This window comes from Thauera aminoaromatica (assembly GCF_000021765.1).
GTDB classification, from domain to species: domain Bacteria; phylum Pseudomonadota; class Gammaproteobacteria; order Burkholderiales; family Rhodocyclaceae; genus Thauera; species Thauera aminoaromatica.
Map to the genome: position 1 here is coordinate 891,534 of NC_011662.2, position 17,003 is coordinate 908,536.

Genomic DNA, 17,003 nt, shown 5'->3' on the forward strand with positions numbered 1-17,003 from the left:
ACGCGACCGCACGGCATTCCGACGGGAAGCGCTCGCGTCCCGCAGGGAAAAAGGAAGGTAGCGCGGTGCCAAAGCCGATCTACATCGTCGATTACGCACGTACGCCCTTCCTGAAGGCGAAGAACGCGCCCGGCCCCTTTACCGCGTCCGATCTCGCCACCGCGGCGGGTAGCGCGCTGCTGATGCGCCAGCCCTTCGCGCCCGACCAGCTCGACGAGGTCATCCTCGGCTGCGCCAGCCCCTCCGCGGACGAGGTCAACATCGGCCGCGTGGTCGCGCTGCGCCTGGGGTGCGGCAACAAGGTGCCGGGGTGGACGGTGATGCGCAACTGCGCCTCGGGCATGCAGGCGATCGACTCCGCGATCGCCAACCTCCAGTGCGGCCGCAGCCAGCTCGTGCTCGCCGGCGGCGTCGATGCACTCTCGCACGCGCCGCTGCTGTTCTCCGAGAAGATGGTGCGCTGGCTCGCCGGCTGGTACGCGGCGCGCAGCACCGGCGACAGGCTGGCGATGCTGAAGACCTTCCGCCTCGGCCATCTCGCCCCGGTGATCGGCATCATGAAGGGCCTCACCGACCCGATCGTCGGCCAGCTGATGGGCCAGACCGCCGAGAACCTGGCATGGAAGTTCGGCATCACGCGCGAAGACATGGACGCCTTCGCGGTCGAGAGCCACCGCCGCGTGTGCGCCGGGCAGGACGCCGGGCACTACGCCGACGAGATCGTCCCGCTGATCGACCGCGACGGCCAGGTGTACGCGGCCGACGACGGCGTGCGGCGCGACTCCTCGATGGCCAACCTCGCCAGGCTGAAGCCCTTTTTCGACAGGAAATACGGCCGTGTCACCCCGGGCAACAGCTCGCAGATCACCGACGGCGCCGCCTGGCTGGTGCTGGCCTCGCAGGAGGCGGTCGAGCGCCACGGGCTGCAGCCGCTCGGGCGCATCGTCGACAGCCAATGGGCGGGTCTCGCGCCCGACCAGATGGGGCTCGGTCCGGTGCACGCCACAATGCCCATCCTGCAGCGCCATGATCTGGCGCCCGACGACCTCGACGCCTGGGAGCTCAACGAGGCCTTCGCAGCGCAGGTCATCGCCTGCCTGCGCGCCTTCGCGGACGACGGCTACTGCCGCACGCACTTCGGCGTCGATGCGCCGGGTGCGCCCGATGCCGCGCGGCTGAACGTGGATGGCGGCGCGGTCGCGCTCGGCCACCCGGTCGGGGCGAGCGGTGCGCGCATCGTGCTTCATCTGCTCGAAGTATTGCGCCGCAAGGGCGGCGGGCGCGGCCTGGCGTCGATCTGCATCGGCGGCGGGCAGGGCGGGGCGATGCTGGTGGAGACGGTGCGATGAGCGCGAACATGCGACACGACTGGAAGCACTGGCGCCTGCGCCGTGAGGACACCGGGCTGGCCTGGCTGGATCTGGATAAGGCGGATGCGAGCACCAATGTGCTGTCGTCCGAGGTAATGAGAGAATTCGCCCGCGTGCTCGACGCGCTCGATGCCGCGCCGCCCAAGGCGCTGGTGATCGCTTCCGCCAAGCCGGCCGGGTTCATCGCCGGCGCCGACATCGAGGAGTTCTCGCGGCTGGATTCGGTGCTCGCCGCGCGCATGCTGGTCGAGCGCGGCTGGCTGCTGTTCAACCGCCTCGCCGCGGTGTCCTACCCGACGCTGGCACTGATCCGCGGCCATTGCATGGGTGGCGGTCTGGAGCTCGCGCTCGCCTGCCGCCATCGCATCGTCGTCGACGAACCCGGCACCAAGCTTGCGCTGCCCGAGGTCATGCTCGGCATCGTCCCCGGCTGGGGCGGCATGCTGCGCCTGCCCGCGCTGATCGGCCCTGCGGCGGCCCTCGACCTGATGCTGACCGGCAAGAGCGTCGACTCGAAGAAGGCCAAGCGCATCGGTCTCGCCGATGACTGCGTTCCCGCGCGGGTCATGGAGTCGGCGGCGCGCATCGTGGCGCTCGGCGCCAAGCCCTTCCGACAACTGCCGGCGAAGGAGCGTGCCACGCGCTGGGCGATGAACGGCCCGCTGCGCAAGATGGTCGCCGACAAGGCGCGCGCCCAGGCTGCGCGCAAGGTCAGCCGCGCCAACTACCCGGCCCCCTTCGCGATCGTCGACATCTGGGAGAAATACGGTGGCAACGCGCTCGACGTGCCGGCCAGCGACCCGTCCGCGCTCGACGCCATCTTCACCTCGCCCACCGCGCGCAACCTGGTGCGCGTCTTCCACCTGCAGGAGCGCCTGAAGGCCTTCGGCAAGGACAGCGACTTCACGCCGCGCCATGTGCATGTGGTCGGCGCCGGCGTGATGGGCGGCGACATCGCCGCGGTGTGCGCGCTGCGCGGCATGACGGTGACGCTGCAGGACCAGTCGGTCGAGCGCATCGCGCCCGCCATCGCCCGCGCCGCCAAATTGTTCGAGCGCCGCCACAAGGGCGATGCGAAGCAGGTCCGCTTCACCCTCGACCGCCTGATCCCCGACCCCAGGGGCGAGGGTGCGGCGCGCGCCGACGTGATCATCGAGGCGATCTTCGAGAACCTCGAGGTCAAGCGCGGCCTCTTTGCCGAACTCGAGGCGCGTGCGAAGCCCGACGCGGTGCTCGCCACCAACACCTCCAGCCTGCGCCTGGAAGACGTCGCCACGGCCTTGAAGGACCCGTCGCGCCTGGTCGGCATCCACTTCTTCAACCCGGTGCCGATGCTGCCGCTGGTCGAGGTGGTGCAGGGCGAGGCCACCGACGCCGAGGTGCTGCGCCGCGCCACCGGCTTCGTGCGCCGCATCGACAAGCTGGCGCTGCCGGTGAAGAGCGCGCCCGGCTTCCTGGTCAACGCCGTGCTCGGTCCCTACATGCTCGAAGCCCTGCGCTGCGTTGAGGAAGGCGTCGCGCCCGAAACCGTGGACGCCGCGCTGGTTGCCTTCGGCATGCCGATGGGGCCGGTCGAGCTGGTCGACACCGTGGGCCTGGACATCGCCGTGGCCGCGGGCAAGGCCCTGGCGGGCGAAGGCGCCGAGCCGCCGGCGCGGCTGCTGAAGCTGGTCGGTGAAGGCAAGCTCGGACGCAAGAGCGGCGAAGGCTATTACCGCTGGGTGGATGGCAAGGCGGTCAAGGCCGGCGACGAGGACGAACGCAAGGGTGGGCTATTGCGCAAGCGCAGGCCCGCGCCGCCACCGCCCATCCCCGCCGGGCTCGCCGAGCGCGTGCTCGCGCCGCTGCTGGCGGCCACGCGGCGCTGCGTGGAGCTCGGCGTGGTGGACGATGCGGATCTCGCCGATGCCGGCGTGATCTTCGGCACCGGGTTCGCACCGCATACCGGCGGGCCGCTGCACTGCTGCAAGGCAAAAGGGCGGCCCGAATAGGCCGAGGCTTCGGGGAAGAGCAAGTGTCGTCGTGGCAGGCAGTGTCCGCGACGCGGACCGGATTCCCCGCCGATGACATTCGGTATCCGAACTGGAGCGGTCCGGTTCGGGACTCAGTTTTTGACCAACGCGGGGCTACCCCGTAATCGACGACAAGGCGAGGAGACGACTCATGCAGATGAACAAACTTGCGATCAACATCCTTGGCGCAACGCTCGCACTCGCGGGCGGCAACGCCATGGCTGCGGGTTTCGCACTGCAGAACCAGAACGGTGCGGGCACGGGGAACGCCTTTGCTGGCGCGGCCGCTGCGGCCGAAGATGCTTCGACCGTCTATTTCAATCCGGCAGGGATGCTGCTGTTGCCCAAGGGGCACAACATTACCGGTGCCGTCACTTTCCTCGACCGAAGCGTGGAGTTTTCCGATCGTGGAACGGCTCGCTTGGTGCCCTTCGCTCTGGGTAGCGACGGTGGCGATGGCGGCAGTCTCGCGATCGTGCCGGCTGCTTACTGGTCGTATGCAGTCAGTCCCGATCTGGCCGTTGGTCTGGGCGTTGGGCCGACCTTCGGCAACAAGACCGAGTTCGACCGGGATTTCATCGGGCGCTTCTCCGGGTATTTTGCCGAGATCAAACAGATCAACATCAATCCGTCGATCGCCTACCGCGTGAATGACATGGTCGCCTTGGGGTTCGGTCTCAATTTCGCCAAGAACGAAACCGAATTCAAGCAAATGGCGCCCCTTGCCGCAGGCATTCCGATTGGCGTCCCGGTCACCATCAAGGGAGACGACACCGCGTTCGGCTGGAATGCTGGCCTGATGATTCAAGCGACACCTGCGACTCGCGTCGGCGTCACTTATCGCTCGGAACTCAGTTTCGATCTGAAAGGGACTCAGGAGATTTCCGGCGTTCGCACCTTCGACGTGAAAGCCAAGCTGAAGACTCCCGATCAGTTCTCGTTTGGCATGCACCATGCCGTCGATTCGAAACTCGAGTTGCTCGCCGACCTGACGTGGACTGGCTGGAGCTCCATCGAATCCATCAAGGTCCGTGGTGGTACGAACCCCGAGTTGCCCTATCACTTTAAGGACACCTGGCGTGTCGGTCTGGGTGTCGGCTACCAGATGAACAACCAGTGGAAGCTCAGGGCTGGCGTCGCATTCGACGAGGCGCCTGTTCGTTCGGCGGCTGATCGCACGATGACCCTGCCCGATACGGATCGCACCTGGCTGGCGCTGGGTGCGCGTTACACGCTGAACAAGAACGCATCGATCGACGTCGGTTATGCACACATCTTCTTCAAGGAAGGGCCGACCGAGCGCATCGTCTACAACGGCAGTACGCCCATCCAGCAGATCAAAGGCAAGTTCGACGTGAGCGCCGATCTCCTTTCTGTTCAGTACAACCACAATTTCTGACTCGCCGAGTAGGGCGCGGCCGGGCCGGGTGGTCCGGCCGTGTCCTGTCAGGAGAACCGCATGAGCCGTCTCATCATCCGTAAAGTCGCCGTCCTGGGCGCCGGTGTCATGGGGGCGCAGATTGCCGCCCATTGCGCCAACGCCGACGTGCCGGTGATCCTGTTCGATCTGCCGGCCAAAGAAGGCCCGGCCAACGGCGTCGTCGACAAGGCGCTCGCCGGCATGAAGAAGCTCGACCCCGCGCCCTTCGCCGCCAAGGACCGCGCGCAGTACGTCGAGGCCGCCAACTACGGCAGCGACCTCGCCCGCCTGGGCGAGTGCGACCTCGTGATCGAGGCGATCGCCGAGAAGATGGAGTGGAAGCTCGACCTCTACGCCAAGGTCGCGCCGCACCTGAAGGCGGGGGCGATCTTCGCCTCCAACACCTCCGGACTGTCGATCGAGGCGCTCGCCACGGGCATGCCGGCCGATCGCCGCAGCCAGTTCTGCGGCATCCACTTCTTCAACCCGCCGCGCTACATGCCGCTGGTGGAGCTGATCCCCATTGCCGCCACCGACGCGGCGCTGCTTGACGGCCTCGAGGCCTGGCTGACCACGCACCTGGGCAAGAGCATCGTGCGTGCCAAGGACACGCCCAACTTCGTCGCCAACCGCGTCGGCGTGTTCTCCATCCTCGCCGTGCTGCACCACACCGCCCGCCTCGGGCTGGCCTTCGACGAGGTGGACCTGCTCACCGGCCCGCGCATCGGCCGTCCGAAGAGCGCCACCTTCCGCACCGCCGACGTGGTTGGCCTCGACACCCTGGTGCATGTGCTCGGCACCATGCAGGCGACGCTGCCCGACGACCCCTGGTGCGCGCACTTCAGGACGCCCGAGTGGCTGCAGGCGCTGATCGCCAAGGGCGCGCTCGGCCAGAAGACCAAATGCGGCATCTACCGCAAGCAGGGCAGGCAGATCCAGGTGCTGGACCTGCATCTGCAGGACTACCGCGAGAGCGGCGGCGAGGTGCTCCCCGAGGTGGCCGAGATCCTCAAGCTCAAGAACCCGGCGGAGAAGTTCGCCCAGCTCGCCGCGCACCCTCATCCGCAGGCGCAGTTCCTGTGGTCGATCTTTCGCGACGTGTTCCACTACTGCGCGGTGCATCTGGGCGACATCGCAGACAGCGCGCGCGACATCGACCTCGCGATGCGCTGGGGCTTCGGCTGGGCGCAGGGGCCGTTCGAGACCTGGCAGGCTGCGGGCTGGAGGGCAGTCGCCGAAATGATCCGCGACGACATCGCGCATGGCCGCGCCATGTCCGCGGTGCCGCTGCCGGCCTGGGTGTTCGAGCGCGACGGCGTGCATGCGCCGGCCGGCTCCTACAGCGCGGCCGAGGACTCGCTCAAGCCGCGCTCCGCGCTGCCGGTGTACCAGCGCCAGCTCTACCCCGACCGCGTGCTCGGCGAGGCGCCGGACGATCGCGGCGAGACACTGTGGGAGAACGCCGGCGTACGCCTGTGGCGGCGCGCCGACCAGGACGCGCGCATCGGCATCGTGTCGATCACCTCGAAGATGCACGCGGTGGGCGAGGAGGTCATGGATGGCCTCCTCGAGGCCATCGCGCGCGCCGAGACGGATCTCGACGGCCTGGTGATCTGGCAGCCGGCGCCCTTCGCGGTCGGCGCCAACCTGCAGCAGGTGGGCGAGGCCTGCCGTGCCGGGCAGTTCGAGCTGCTGGAAAGGATGGTGGCCAAGTTCCAGCGCACCTCGATGACGATCAAGCACGCGCAGGTTCCCGTCGTGGCCGCGGTGCAGGGCATGGCGCTGGGCGGCGGCTGCGAGTTCGTGATGCACGCGGCGCATCGGGTGTTCGCGCTCGAGAGCTACGTCGGCCTGGTCGAGGCGGGCGTGGGCCTGATCCCGGCGGGCGGCGGCAGCAAGGAGTTCGCCCTGCAGGCGCATACGCTGGCGCAGCGCGCGGCCGGGGGCGACGTCTTCCCTTACATCCAGAACGCCTTCCAGACCATCGCCATGGCCACCGTGGCGAAGAGCGCGCAGGAGGCGGTGCAGCTCGGCTTCGGCCGCACCGGCGACGACATCCTCTTCAACGCCAACGAGATCCTCTACGCCGCGATCCGCCGCGCGCGCGCGCTGGCCGAGTCGGCCTGGCGGCCGGCGCTGGTCAATCCGGCGGTCACCGTGGCCGGACGCAACGGCATCGCGACCTGCGAAATGATGCTGGTGAACATGGCCGAGGGCGGTTTCATCTCGGCGCACGATTACCGCGTCGCCAAGGCCGCAGCCACCGCGCTGTGCGGTGGCGAGGTCGACACCAACCGCCGCGTGAGCGAGCAGTGGATCCTCGAGGTCGAACGCGCGCAGTTCGTCGAACTGCTCAAGACCGAGAAGACCCAGCAGCGCATCGCGCACATGCTGGAAACCGGCAAGCCCCTGCGCAACTGAGGGAGAAACAGACAATGAGCAAACAGATCCAGGACGCCTACATCGTCGCCGCGGTGCGCACCCCCGTCGCCAAGCGCAACGGTGCCTTCCGCGCCGTGCGCCCCGACGACTTGCTGGCCAGGGTGCTGCGCGAGGTGGTCGCCAAGGTGCCCAGTCTAGACAGGACCGAGATCGGCGACGTCGTCACCGGCTGCGCGATGCCCGAGGCCGAGCAGGGCATGAACGTGGCACGCATCGGCCTGCTGCTGGCCGGGCTGCCCGACAGCGTGCCGGGCATCACCATCAACCGCTTCTGCGCCTCCGGCCTGCAGGCCGTGGCCGATGCCGCCAGCCGCATCCGCCTCGGCGAGGCGGACGTGATGATCGCCGCCGGCACCGAGAGCATGAGCGCGATGCCGCAGATCATGGGCAACAAGGTCAGCCTCAACCCCGAGATCTTCGCGCGTGCCGAGAACCTCTCCATCGCCTACGGCATGGGCCTCACCGCCGAGAAGGTCGCGCAGCAGTGGAAGGTGAGCCGCGAGGACCAGGATGCGTTCGCCGTCGAGTCGCACCGGCGCGCCTGCGCCGCCATCGCTGCCGGCCAGTTCGCGGACGAGATCCTGCCCTATGCGGTGAAGTCCTATGCCCCGGGTGTCGACGGCACGGTGCGCATCACCGAGCGCCTGGTCGAGCACGACGAGGGCCCGCGTCCGGACGCCGCTGCCGACAGGCTCGGCAAGCTCAAGCCGGTGTTCGCCGCACGCGGCTCGGTGACCGCGGGCAACAGCTCGCAGATGTCCGACGGCGCCGCGGCGGTGCTGCTGATGAGCGAGACCGCGTTAAAGCGCTACGACGTGACCCCGATCGCGCGCTTTTCCAGCTTCGCGGTCGCCGGCGTGCCGCCCGAGGTCATGGGGATCGGCCCCGTCGAGGCCATCCCGCGTGCGCTTGCGCGTGCCGGCGTGGCGCTGGCCGACATCGGCTGGACCGAGCTCAACGAGGCCTTCGCCGCGCAGGCGCTGGCGGTGATGCGCCAGCTCGGGATGGATCCGGCGAAGGTCAACCCGCTCGGTGGGGCGATCGCCCTCGGCCACCCGCTCGGTGCCACCGGCGCGATCCGCACCGCCACCCTGATGGCGGCGATGCAGCGCGACCCCGGCCTGCGCTACGGCATGATCAGCATGTGCATCGGCACCGGCATGGGTGCGGCGGGGGTGTTCGAGCGCGTGTGAGCGTGACCGGCGCACGGGAAGTCCATCCCCGACTTCCCTTGCGCCGAGCTTCTACCATGCTGAGCGTGAGCTGTCGTTTTGGAGGGCGCCTCGCGTGCTTCGGGAGCGCATCCCATTTGCAGCATTCTCATGCGAACGGAATTTCTTGGCCGGTTGATGGCGCGCTCGGCGTATTGTGGATTTCACCTAGTTCGCTGCCTTCGGGTATTCCCCGGCGTGATCGTCTGGTAACAATCTTTTATAATCCGCGCGTTTATCGACGCGGGACCGCCTCCGGCGTCCGGACGCCTGGCGCTCCCGGATGCGTTGACGGCGCCCGTGCCTCCAGTGGAATCAACGGGCGAGAAGCGCATGATCAGAATCAAACGCGGTCTGGACCTGCCCATCGCCGGCGCGCCCGAGCAGCGCATCGAGGCCGGCAGGCCGGTGCGCAGCGTGGCCGTCGTCGGCTTCGACTATCACGGCATGAAACCGACCATGGCGGTGCAGGTCGGTGACCGGGTGAAGCTCGGCCAGGTCCTGTTCTCCGACAAGAAAACGCCCGGTGTGGTCTTCACCGCGCCGGGTGCCGGCACCGTCAGCGCCATCCATCGCGGCGAGCAGCGCGTGCTGCAGTCGGTGGTGATCGACCTCGACGGCGATGATGCGGTCGAATTCACGCGCTACACGGACGCCGAACTCGACAGGCTCGACGACGCGACGGTGCGCAGCAAGCTGATCGACTCCGGACTGTGGACCGCACTACGCGCGCGGCCCTTCAGCAAGGTGCCGGCGATCGACGCGAATCCGCACTCGATCTTCGTCACCGCGATCGACACCCATCCGCTCGCCGCCGACCCGACCGTAGTGATCGCCGAGCACACGGACGACTTCGCTCGCGGCGTGCGTGTGCTCGCGCGCATCGCGCCGGTCGTCGTGTGCCACGCCGATGGGACCCGGATGCCCTGTTCCGGGCTGGCCGACGTGCGCACCGAGACCTTCGCCGGCCCGCATCCGGCCGGCCTCGCCGGCACGCACATCCATTTCCTCGATCCGGTGCATGCCGAGAAGTCGGTGTGGTCGCTCAACTACCAGGACGCGATCGCGATCGGCAAGCTCTTCTCCACCGGCCGCCTGTGGACCGAGCGCGTGGTGTCGATCGCCGGCCCCATGGCCGCGAAGCCGCGCCTCGTGCGCACCCGCCTCGGCGCCAACCTCGACGAGCTCGTCGCCGGCGAACTGAAGACCGGCAAGAAGGTGCGCGTGATCTCCGGCTCGGTGTTCGGCGGGCGGACCTCGCGCGGAGCCTGCGCCTTCCTCGGGCGCTACCACCTGCAGGTGTCCTGCCTGGAAGAAGGCTCCGAGCGCGAGATGCTGCACTACCTGCGCGCCGGGGCGAACAAGCACTCGGTGATGAACCTCTACATCTCCAAGCTCTCGCCGGGCAGGCTGTTCGACTTCACCACCTCGACCAACGGCTCGCCGCGCGCGATGGTGCCGATCGGGAACTACGAAGAGGTGATGCCGCTCGACATCCTGCCCACGCAATTGCTGCGCGCGCTCATCGTGGGCGACACCGACATGGCGCAGAAGCTCGGCTGTCTCGAGCTGGACGAGGAAGACCTCGCGCTGTGTTCCTACGTGTGCGCGGGCAAGTACGAATACGGTCCCATCCTGCGGGACAACCTGACCCGCATCGAGAAGGAGGGTTGAGCATGAGTCTGCGCTCCTGGCTCGACAGCATCGAGCATCATTTCGAGAAGGGCGGCAAGTACGAGAAGTACTACGCCTTGTACGAGGCCGTGGACACCGCGCTCTACAAGCCGCCCCTGGTCACCCGCAACACCGCCCATGTGCGCGATGGTCTCGACCTCAAGCGCATGATGATCACGGTGTGGCTGTGCACCTTCCCGGCGATGTTCTTCGGCATGTGGAACGTCGGCTACCAGGCCAACACCATCCTCGCCGGCAGCCCCGAGCTGATGGCCGCGCAGGAAGGCTGGCGCATCGCGCTCACCAGCGCGCTGGCCGGGCTCGATCCCGCGAGCCTGTGGGCCAACTTCCTGCACGGGGCGACCTACTTCCTGCCGATCTACCTGACGACCTTCATCGTCGGCGGCTTCTGGGAGGTGCTGTTCGCCTCGATCCGCAAGCATGAGGTCAACGAGGGCTTCTTCGTCACCTCGGTGCTGTTCGCGCTCACCCTGCCGCCCGACACCCCGCTCTGGCAGGTGGCGCTGGGCATCAGCTTCGGTGTGGTGATCGCGAAGGAAGTCTTTGGCGGCACCGGCAAGAACTTCCTCAACCCGGCGCTCGCCGGCCGCGCCTTCCTGTATTTCGCCTACCCGGCGCAGATGTCGGGCGACGCGGTGTGGACCGCGGTCGACGGCTTCACCGGCGCCACCATGTTGTCGCTCGGCGCCGCCGGCGGCATCGAGGCGGTGACCGGCGCGGGCATCGACTGGATGCGCGCCTTCCTCGGTACGGTGCACGGCTCGATCGGCGAGACCAGCACGCTCGCCATCCTGATCGGCGGTGCGGTGCTGCTGGTGATGAAGATCGCCTCGTGGCGCATCGTCTCCGGCGTCATGCTGGGCATGGTCGCCACCAGCCTGATGTTCAACGCGATCGGCTCCGACACCAACCCGATGTTCGCCGTGCCCTGGCACTGGCACCTGGTGATGGGCGGCTTCGCCTTCGGCATGATGTTCATGGCCACCGATCCGGTGTCGGCCTCGATGACCAACACCGGCAAATGGATCTTCGGTGCGGTGGTGGGGATCATGACCGTGCTGGTGCGCGTGGTGAACCCCGCCTTCCCCGAAGGCATCATGCTCGCCATCCTGTTCGGCAACCTTTGTGCGCCGCTGATCGACCACTTCGTGGTCACGGCCAACATCAAGCGGAGGCTTGCGCGCAATGTCCAATAGAGAATCCACAAGCCGAACGCTGATGGTGGCGCTCGCGGTCAGTCTGGTGAGCTCGGTCTTCGTCGCCGGCGCGGCGGTGTCGCTGAAGCCGGTGCAGGTGGAAAACCGCCTGCTCGACAAGCAGCGCAGCATCCTTTCGATTGCCGGCCTGGGCGATGCCGAGATGTCTTCGCGCGAGGTCAAGGATCTCTTCGCCGGGCGCATCAAGGCGCGCGTGGTCGATCTGCAGACCGGCGAATACACCGACGCCCACGATGCCCAGCTTTTCGACCCGCTCAAGGCTGCGCGCGATCCCAAGCTCTCCGACGCCCTCGACGGCGAGGAAGACATCGCGCTGATCAAGCGCCGCGAGCGCTTCACCACGGTCTACATGGTGGAGAAGGACGGCAAGCTCGAATCGCTGATCCTGCCGGTGCGCGGCTACGGCCTGTGGTCCACGCTGCATGGCTTCGTCGCCTTGAAGGGCGACCTCAACACCGTGGTCGGCCTCGGCTTCTACCAGCACGCCGAGACACCGGGCCTCGGCGGCGAGGTCGACAACCCGAAGTGGAAGGCGCTGTGGCCCGGCAAGGTGCTGTTCGACGCGCAAGGCAAGCCCGCGATCCACATCGTCAAGGGCGGGGTCGATCCGGCCAGCCCCGACGCGAAGCACCAGGTCGACGGCCTCGCCGGTGCCACGCTGACCAGCAACGGCGTCGACCGGCTGCTCCAGTTCTGGCTCGGCGAACAGGGCTTTGGCCCCTATCTCGCCAAACTCCGCACCCAGGGGGTCTGATCATGTCCAAGCCCACCGTCAAGGAAGTCCTCCTCAACCCCATCCTCAACAACAACCCGATCGCGCTGCAGATCCTCGGCATCTGCTCGGCGCTCGCGGTCACCTCCAACCTCAAGACCGCGGTCGTGATGTCGATCGCACTGACCCTGGTGACGGCGTGCTCGAGCATGTTCATCTCGATGATCCGCAGCCAGATCCCGAGCTCGATCCGCATGATCGTGCAGATGGTGATCATCGCCTCGCTGGTCATCGTGGTGGACCAGCTCCTGCGCGCCTACGCCTTCAGCCTGTCCAAGCAGCTTTCGGTGTTCGTCGGCCTGATCATCACCAACTGCATCGTGATGGGCCGTGCGGAAGCCTTCGCGATGCAGAACCCGCCGCTGCTGTCCTTCATGGACGGCATCGGCAACGGTCTCGGCTACAGCGCGATGCTGATCACGCTCGGCGTGATCCGCGAGCTCTTCGGTGCCGGCAAGCTGTTCGGCATCGAGATCATCGCGCTCGCCAAGGACGGCGGCTGGTACGTGCCCAACGGGCTGCTGCTGCTGCCGCCCTCGGCCTTCTTCCTGATCGGCCTGATCATCTGGGGCCTGCGCACCTGGAAGAAGGAGCAGGTCGAGAAGCCTGCCTTCCGGATGGCGCCGCAGGTCGTGGAAAAGGAGGCCTACTGAAATGGAACACCTCATCAGCCTGTTCGTGCGCTCCGTGTTCATCGAGAACATGGCGCTGTCCTTCTTCCTCGGCATGTGCTCGTTCATCGCGATCTCCAAGAAGGTCGAGACCGCGATCGGCCTGGGCGTGGCGGTCGTCGTCGTGCAGGCGATCACCGTGCCGGCCAACAACCTGATGTACAACCTGCTGCTGCGCGAAGGCGCGCTGGCGTGGGCGGGGCTGCCGGAGGTCGACCTGTCCTTCCTCGGCCTGCTGTCCTACATCGGCGTGATCGCGGCGATCGTGCAGATCCTCGAGATGCTGCTCGACAAGTACATGCCCAGCCTCTACAACGCGCTCGGCATCTTCCTGCCGCTGATCACGGTCAACTGCGTGATCATGGCCGGCTCGCTGTTCATGGTCGAACGCGACTACACGCTTGCTGAAAGCGCGGTGTATGGCGTGGGCTCGGGCGCATCCTGGGCGCTGGCGATCGCGCTGCTCGCCGGCATCCGCGAGAAGCTCAAGTACAGCGACGTGCCCGAGGGCCTGCAGGGCCTGGGCATCACCTTCATCACCATCGGCCTGATGTCGCTCGGCTTCATGTCGTTCTCGGGCGTGCAGCTCTAAGGAGACCGTGCAACGATGAATACCGAAATCATCCTCGGCATCGGGATGTTCACCGCCATCGTGCTCGCACTGGCCGTGTTCATCATCGCTGCCCGCTCCAAGCTGGTTTCGTCGGGCGACGTCACCATCGACATCAACGGCGAGAAGAAGATCGTCGTCCCCGCCGGCGGCAAGCTGCTGCAGACGCTCGCCGGCAACGGTCTCTTCCTGCCCTCGGCCTGCGGCGGCGGCGGCACCTGCGCGCAGTGCAAGTGCGTGGTCATGGAAGGCGGCGGCTCGATGCTGCCCACGGAGGAGTCCCACTTCACCAAGCGCGACGCCAAGGAAGGCTGGCGTCTGTCCTGCCAGACCCCGGTCAAGCAGGACATGAAGATCGAGGTCCCGGAAGAGGTCTTCGGCGTCAAGAAGTGGGAGTGCACCGTCGAGTCCAACCCCAACGTCGCCACCTTCATCAAGGAGCTCACCCTGCGCCTGCCCGAAGGGGAGGACGTGCACTTCCGCGCCGGCGGCTACGTGCAGCTCGAGTGCCCGCCCCACGTGGTCAATTACAAGGACTTCGACATCCAGGACGAGTACCGCGGCGACTGGGACAAGTTCAACCTGTGGCGCTTCGTCTCCAAGGTCGACGAGACCACGATCCGCGCCTACTCGATGGCGAACTACCCCGACGAAAAGGGTGTGGTGAAGTTCAACATCCGCGTGGCTTCGCCCCCGCCGGGGCGCGACGATGTCCCGCCCGGCAAGATGTCGTCCTGGGTGTTCAACCTCAAGAAGGGCGACAAGGTCACGGTGTACGGTCCCTTCGGCGAGTTTTTCGCGCGCGACACCGACCACGAGATGGTCTTCGTCGGCGGCGGCGCGGGCATGGCGCCGATGCGCTCGCACATCTTTGACCAGCTCAAGCGTCTGCACAGCAAGCGCAAGATCAGCTTCTGGTACGGCGCGCGCTCGATGCGCGAGGCCTTCTACGTCGAGGAGTTTGACAAGCTCGCTGCCGAGAACCCCAACTTCAAGTGGCACCTCGCGCTCTCCGACCCGCTGCCCGAGGATAACTGGACCGGCTACACCGGCTTCATCCACAACGTGCTGTACGAGAACTACCTCAAGGACCACCCGGCCCCCGAAGACTGCGAGTTCTACATGTGCGGTCCCCCGATGATGAACGCCGCGGTGATCAAGCTGCTGCTCGACCTCGGTGTCGAGCGCGAGAACATCATGCTCGACGACTTCGGCGGCTGAAGGCTGCCGCATCCGCGACCGCACCCGCCCGCGCATCCGCCTTCAGAGACGGGCGCGGGTTTTTTCATGAACGGCGAGACGGTCTGCCGGCGCCCTGCGGTACGACGGGGCGGTCGTCGTGTTCTGACCTCCCCGCAGGTCTCAGCGCGACCAGCGGTAGGCGAGCCGGCCCAGCAGCTCGTGCAGCGCGAACCAGGCCGCGTAGGCGGTGTTCTGGCTTGGCGCGAAAGGCAGGGGCTGGGCGTCGCCGGGGCTGTCGCCGCCGCCCAGCCAGGCCGTCGGAGCCGGGATCACGTCGAGTCCGGCGGCCTCGAACTCGGGGCGCGCGCGCTCCATGTGCATCGCGTGGGTCACCAGCAGGATCCGCTTCACCCCCGCAGCCTGCAGATGAACCGCCGAGAAACGTGCGTTCTCGCGCGTGTCGCGCGAGGCCGATTCCACCCAGCGCGGCGGCACGCCGTATTCGTCGCGCAGCAAGGCCTCCATCAGGTAGGCCTCGGGGGTGTCGCCGGCCGGTGCGCCGCCGCTCACCAGCACCGGCAGCCGGGTCTCGCGTGCGAGCGCGGCAGCGTAGCGCAGGCGCTCGAGCGCGAGCCGGTTGACCGTCTCGCCGCCGAACTCGGGCGCGTGCGTGCGCTTGCCGGCGCCGAGCACCACGATCGCCTGCGCCTCGCGCGCCCGCGCGCGATCGAGCATCTGCGGATATTCGACGCGCGCCACCAGCCACCCCACGCTCGGCGGGAAGATCAGCAGCAGGTTCAGCGCCACGCCCGCCCACGCGAACGCCAGGCCGAGCCGAGGCCGCCGGCGCAGGGTGATCAGGCCGATCACGATCGGCAGCAGCGGCAGCACCGGTGGCAGCGCGAGCACTGCGACCAGCTTCTTGAGCCAGAAGAGCAGGGTGTCGGGGTCGAGTTCCATGGTCGGTCGGGGCGGGTTTGGCGGCGGCTGCCGCGGCCAAGTATTATCGGTGCATCGAGCCTCTGTTGCCCTCATGCGCCCTCTCCTGAACTCCCGCCGTCGCCTGCTGCGAGATCGCTGCCGATTCCGTCTGGGCGATCGTGCCTCGTGGAGGGTCGCCGCTCATGCGTGAGGCCTTGTGGTCGCTGGCCCTGTTGCTGGCGGCCTATGCCGCGTTCGAGTTCCTGCGCGCGCTGCGCCTGCCGCGCGAAGGGGCGTCCGGGCTTGCCGTCGGGCCGCAGCCCGTCACGGGGACGCGGACGGCGGCGGCCGCGGCAGCCCACGACGCGAGAGATGACGAGGATGACGACTTCCTCGCCTATGCACCCTTGCCTTCCTCCGTTTCCTCCGCGGCGCCTGCCGGCGCTGCGCCTTCCGCCCCCACCTCCGCTCCTGCCGCCTCTTCCGGCGCCGCCGAGGCCGAGGCGGCCGCCGCAGCGCGCTTCGAGCTCGAGAACTCCCGGCTGCGCCAGGCACTGCAGGCGCAGCGGGACCTGGTGGCGCTGCAGCAGACCGAGATCGATCGTCTGGTGGAGGACATCGCCGCGTTGCGCGACGAACTGGACGCCCAGGCGTCGTCCGTCGCCAGCTCGCCCGAATACTCCGAAGCCATGGTGCTCGCCAGGCAGGGGCTTAACGCCGAGATGATCGCCGTGCGCTGCGGCATCACCCTCGCCGAGGCCGAGCTGGTCCTCGCACTCGGGCGCGGTGCGGAAGGGCACGGATGAAGCTGCCGCGCTTTCCGGCCACCCGCTCCGCGCTGCCGCGCGGCTCGCCGCGGCGCGCAGCGCTGCTCCGCGCAGCCGCGGCGCTGGCCGCCGCTCTCGTGCTGTTGGTGCTCGGGCTGCTCGACCGCGACCGTCCGGTGCCGTCGCGCGCGGGCGCTGGCGCGGCGGTTGGTGGGGCGGCGCCCGGCGCTGCGGCCTCGACTCCTCCTGCCATGCCCGCGAACCCGCTGTCGGCGGCCGGAAAGCCCGGCCCCGGTGCGCCAGCGTACGAGGCCGCCGTGCCGCTCGGGGCCGGGCAGGGGGCTGCATGCGCGCCCCCATCCGCGCCCCCACCCTCCTGCCCGACTCCGCCACCTGCGCCGGCATGCACTCCGCTTCCGGTTCCCACCGCAAAGCTCGATGGTGTCCTGCTTCCCCGTGCCGCCGTGGCGCCCGCCGGCTCCGGCTATCTCGTCCAGCTCGGCGTCTTCGCCGCCCCCGACAACGCGCTGCGCATCTACCAGCAGGCCGCAGCCGCGGGGCAGCCGGCGCACATCCAGAGCCGGGTGGTGCTCGGTCCTTTCGTCGACCGCGAGGCCGCCGAGCGTGCGCGCAAGCGGCTGCAGGCGGCGGGTGCCGGGCCTGGCGTGTTGATCCCCCCAGAACGCCCGCGTTGAGCGGACGTGAAGCGTGTC

The 17,003-nt window shown here is 68.0% G+C and carries 14 protein-coding genes; 13 read left to right on the forward strand and 1 reads right to left on the reverse strand.

Annotated elements, in window-relative coordinates; translation table 11 throughout:
* The first annotated feature begins 65 nt into the window (after window positions 1-65).
* From TMZ1T_RS03930 to nqrF, 11 genes are all read left to right on the forward strand, one after another.
* A complete protein-coding gene (locus tag TMZ1T_RS03930) occupies window positions 66-1,349 on the forward strand; it encodes an acetyl-CoA C-acetyltransferase (RefSeq protein ID WP_041589612.1) in 1,284 nt (427 codons plus the stop codon).
* Window positions 1,346-3,361 carry a 3-hydroxyacyl-CoA dehydrogenase NAD-binding domain-containing protein gene (locus tag TMZ1T_RS03935; protein ID WP_012584647.1) on the forward strand — a complete coding sequence of 672 codons (2,016 nt, stop codon included), beginning with the start codon at window positions 1,346-1,348 and terminating at the stop codon, window positions 3,359-3,361. The genes TMZ1T_RS03930 and TMZ1T_RS03935 overlap by 4 nt, the downstream gene beginning before the upstream one ends.
* Before the next feature lie 172 nt (window positions 3,362-3,533).
* Entirely contained in the window at window positions 3,534-4,781 is a 1,248-nt protein-coding gene (locus TMZ1T_RS03940; protein ID WP_012584648.1) for an OmpP1/FadL family transporter, read from the forward strand.
* A 60-nt stretch (window positions 4,782-4,841) separates the two neighbouring features.
* Window positions 4,842-7,223 (forward strand): 3-hydroxyacyl-CoA dehydrogenase/enoyl-CoA hydratase family protein, encoded by a 2,382-nt coding sequence (locus TMZ1T_RS03945; RefSeq protein ID WP_012584649.1) that lies wholly within the window; start codon window positions 4,842-4,844, stop codon window positions 7,221-7,223.
* A 14-nt stretch (window positions 7,224-7,237) separates the two neighbouring features.
* The gene (locus TMZ1T_RS03950) at window positions 7,238-8,437 is read left to right on the forward strand and encodes an acetyl-CoA C-acyltransferase (protein WP_012584650.1); all 1,200 of its coding nucleotides are present in this window, start codon (window positions 7,238-7,240) and stop codon (window positions 8,435-8,437) included.
* Window positions 8,438-8,788: 351 nt separating this feature from the next.
* Complete coding sequence (locus TMZ1T_RS03955; RefSeq protein WP_004300934.1) at window positions 8,789-10,129, forward strand: Na(+)-translocating NADH-quinone reductase subunit A; 1,341 nt, start codon at window positions 8,789-8,791, stop codon at window positions 10,127-10,129.
* Between the two features lie 2 nt (window positions 10,130-10,131).
* Entirely contained in the window at window positions 10,132-11,346 is a 1,215-nt protein-coding gene (locus tag TMZ1T_RS03960; RefSeq protein WP_004300936.1) for an NADH:ubiquinone reductase (Na(+)-transporting) subunit B, read from the forward strand.
* A complete protein-coding gene (locus tag TMZ1T_RS03965) occupies window positions 11,336-12,121 on the forward strand; it encodes a Na(+)-translocating NADH-quinone reductase subunit C (protein ID WP_012584651.1) in 786 nt (261 codons plus the stop codon). Before TMZ1T_RS03960 ends, TMZ1T_RS03965 begins: the two co-directional genes overlap by 11 nt.
* A 2-nt stretch (window positions 12,122-12,123) precedes the next feature.
* Entirely contained in the window at window positions 12,124-12,792 is a 669-nt protein-coding gene (locus TMZ1T_RS03970; protein WP_004300940.1) for an NADH:ubiquinone reductase (Na(+)-transporting) subunit D, read from the forward strand.
* Between the two features lies 1 nt (window position 12,793).
* Window positions 12,794-13,402 carry an NADH:ubiquinone reductase (Na(+)-transporting) subunit E gene (nqrE, locus tag TMZ1T_RS03975; RefSeq protein ID WP_004300942.1) on the forward strand — a complete coding sequence of 203 codons (609 nt, stop codon included), beginning with the start codon at window positions 12,794-12,796 and terminating at the stop codon, window positions 13,400-13,402.
* Window positions 13,403-13,417: 15 nt separating this feature from the next.
* A complete protein-coding gene (gene nqrF, locus TMZ1T_RS03980; protein WP_004300944.1) occupies window positions 13,418-14,641 on the forward strand; it encodes an NADH:ubiquinone reductase (Na(+)-transporting) subunit F in 1,224 nt (407 codons plus the stop codon).
* Between the two features lie 141 nt (window positions 14,642-14,782).
* Here nqrF and TMZ1T_RS03985 read toward each other — a convergent pair whose 3' ends face one another.
* Window positions 14,783-15,562, reverse strand: a complete 780-nt coding sequence (locus TMZ1T_RS03985; protein WP_012584652.1) for a YdcF family protein — start codon at window positions 15,560-15,562, stop codon at window positions 14,783-14,785.
* 164 nt (window positions 15,563-15,726) lie between these two features.
* Between TMZ1T_RS03985 and TMZ1T_RS03990 the strand changes: the two genes are divergently transcribed.
* On the forward strand, window positions 15,727-16,329 hold the full coding sequence (locus TMZ1T_RS03990; protein WP_012584653.1) for a DUF2802 domain-containing protein: 603 nt from the start codon (window positions 15,727-15,729) through the stop codon (window positions 16,327-16,329).
* Window positions 16,326-16,985 carry an SPOR domain-containing protein gene (locus tag TMZ1T_RS20215; protein WP_012584654.1) on the forward strand — a complete coding sequence of 220 codons (660 nt, stop codon included), beginning with the start codon at window positions 16,326-16,328 and terminating at the stop codon, window positions 16,983-16,985. Before TMZ1T_RS03990 ends, TMZ1T_RS20215 begins: the two co-directional genes overlap by 4 nt.
* The last annotated feature ends 18 nt before the right edge of the window (window positions 16,986-17,003 follow it).

Excerpts from the sequence above, each read along its gene's own strand:
- TMZ1T_RS03935 (WP_012584647.1), top strand. The coding sequence starts at position 1,346 with ATGAGCGCGAACATGCGACACGACTGGAAGCACTGGCGCCTGCGCCGT.
- TMZ1T_RS03940 (WP_012584648.1), top strand. The coding sequence starts at position 3,534 with ATGCAGATGAACAAACTTGCGATCAACATCCTTGGCGCAACGCTCGCA.
- TMZ1T_RS03945 (WP_012584649.1), top strand. The coding sequence starts at position 4,842 with ATGAGCCGTCTCATCATCCGTAAAGTCGCCGTCCTGGGCGCCGGTGTC.
- TMZ1T_RS03950 (WP_012584650.1), top strand. The coding sequence starts at position 7,238 with ATGAGCAAACAGATCCAGGACGCCTACATCGTCGCCGCGGTGCGCACC.
- TMZ1T_RS03955 (WP_004300934.1), top strand. The coding sequence starts at position 8,789 with ATGATCAGAATCAAACGCGGTCTGGACCTGCCCATCGCCGGCGCGCCC.
- TMZ1T_RS03960 (WP_004300936.1), top strand. The coding sequence starts at position 10,132 with ATGAGTCTGCGCTCCTGGCTCGACAGCATCGAGCATCATTTCGAGAAG.
- TMZ1T_RS03965 (WP_012584651.1), top strand. The coding sequence starts at position 11,336 with ATGTCCAATAGAGAATCCACAAGCCGAACGCTGATGGTGGCGCTCGCG.
- TMZ1T_RS03970 (WP_004300940.1), top strand. The coding sequence starts at position 12,124 with ATGTCCAAGCCCACCGTCAAGGAAGTCCTCCTCAACCCCATCCTCAAC.
- nqrE (WP_004300942.1), top strand. The coding sequence starts at position 12,794 with ATGGAACACCTCATCAGCCTGTTCGTGCGCTCCGTGTTCATCGAGAAC.
- nqrF (WP_004300944.1), top strand. The coding sequence starts at position 13,418 with ATGAATACCGAAATCATCCTCGGCATCGGGATGTTCACCGCCATCGTG.
- TMZ1T_RS03985 (WP_012584652.1), bottom strand. The coding sequence starts at position 15,562 with ATGGAACTCGACCCCGACACCCTGCTCTTCTGGCTCAAGAAGCTGGTC.
- TMZ1T_RS03990 (WP_012584653.1), top strand. The coding sequence starts at position 15,727 with ATGCGTGAGGCCTTGTGGTCGCTGGCCCTGTTGCTGGCGGCCTATGCC.
- TMZ1T_RS20215 (WP_012584654.1), top strand. The coding sequence starts at position 16,326 with ATGAAGCTGCCGCGCTTTCCGGCCACCCGCTCCGCGCTGCCGCGCGGC.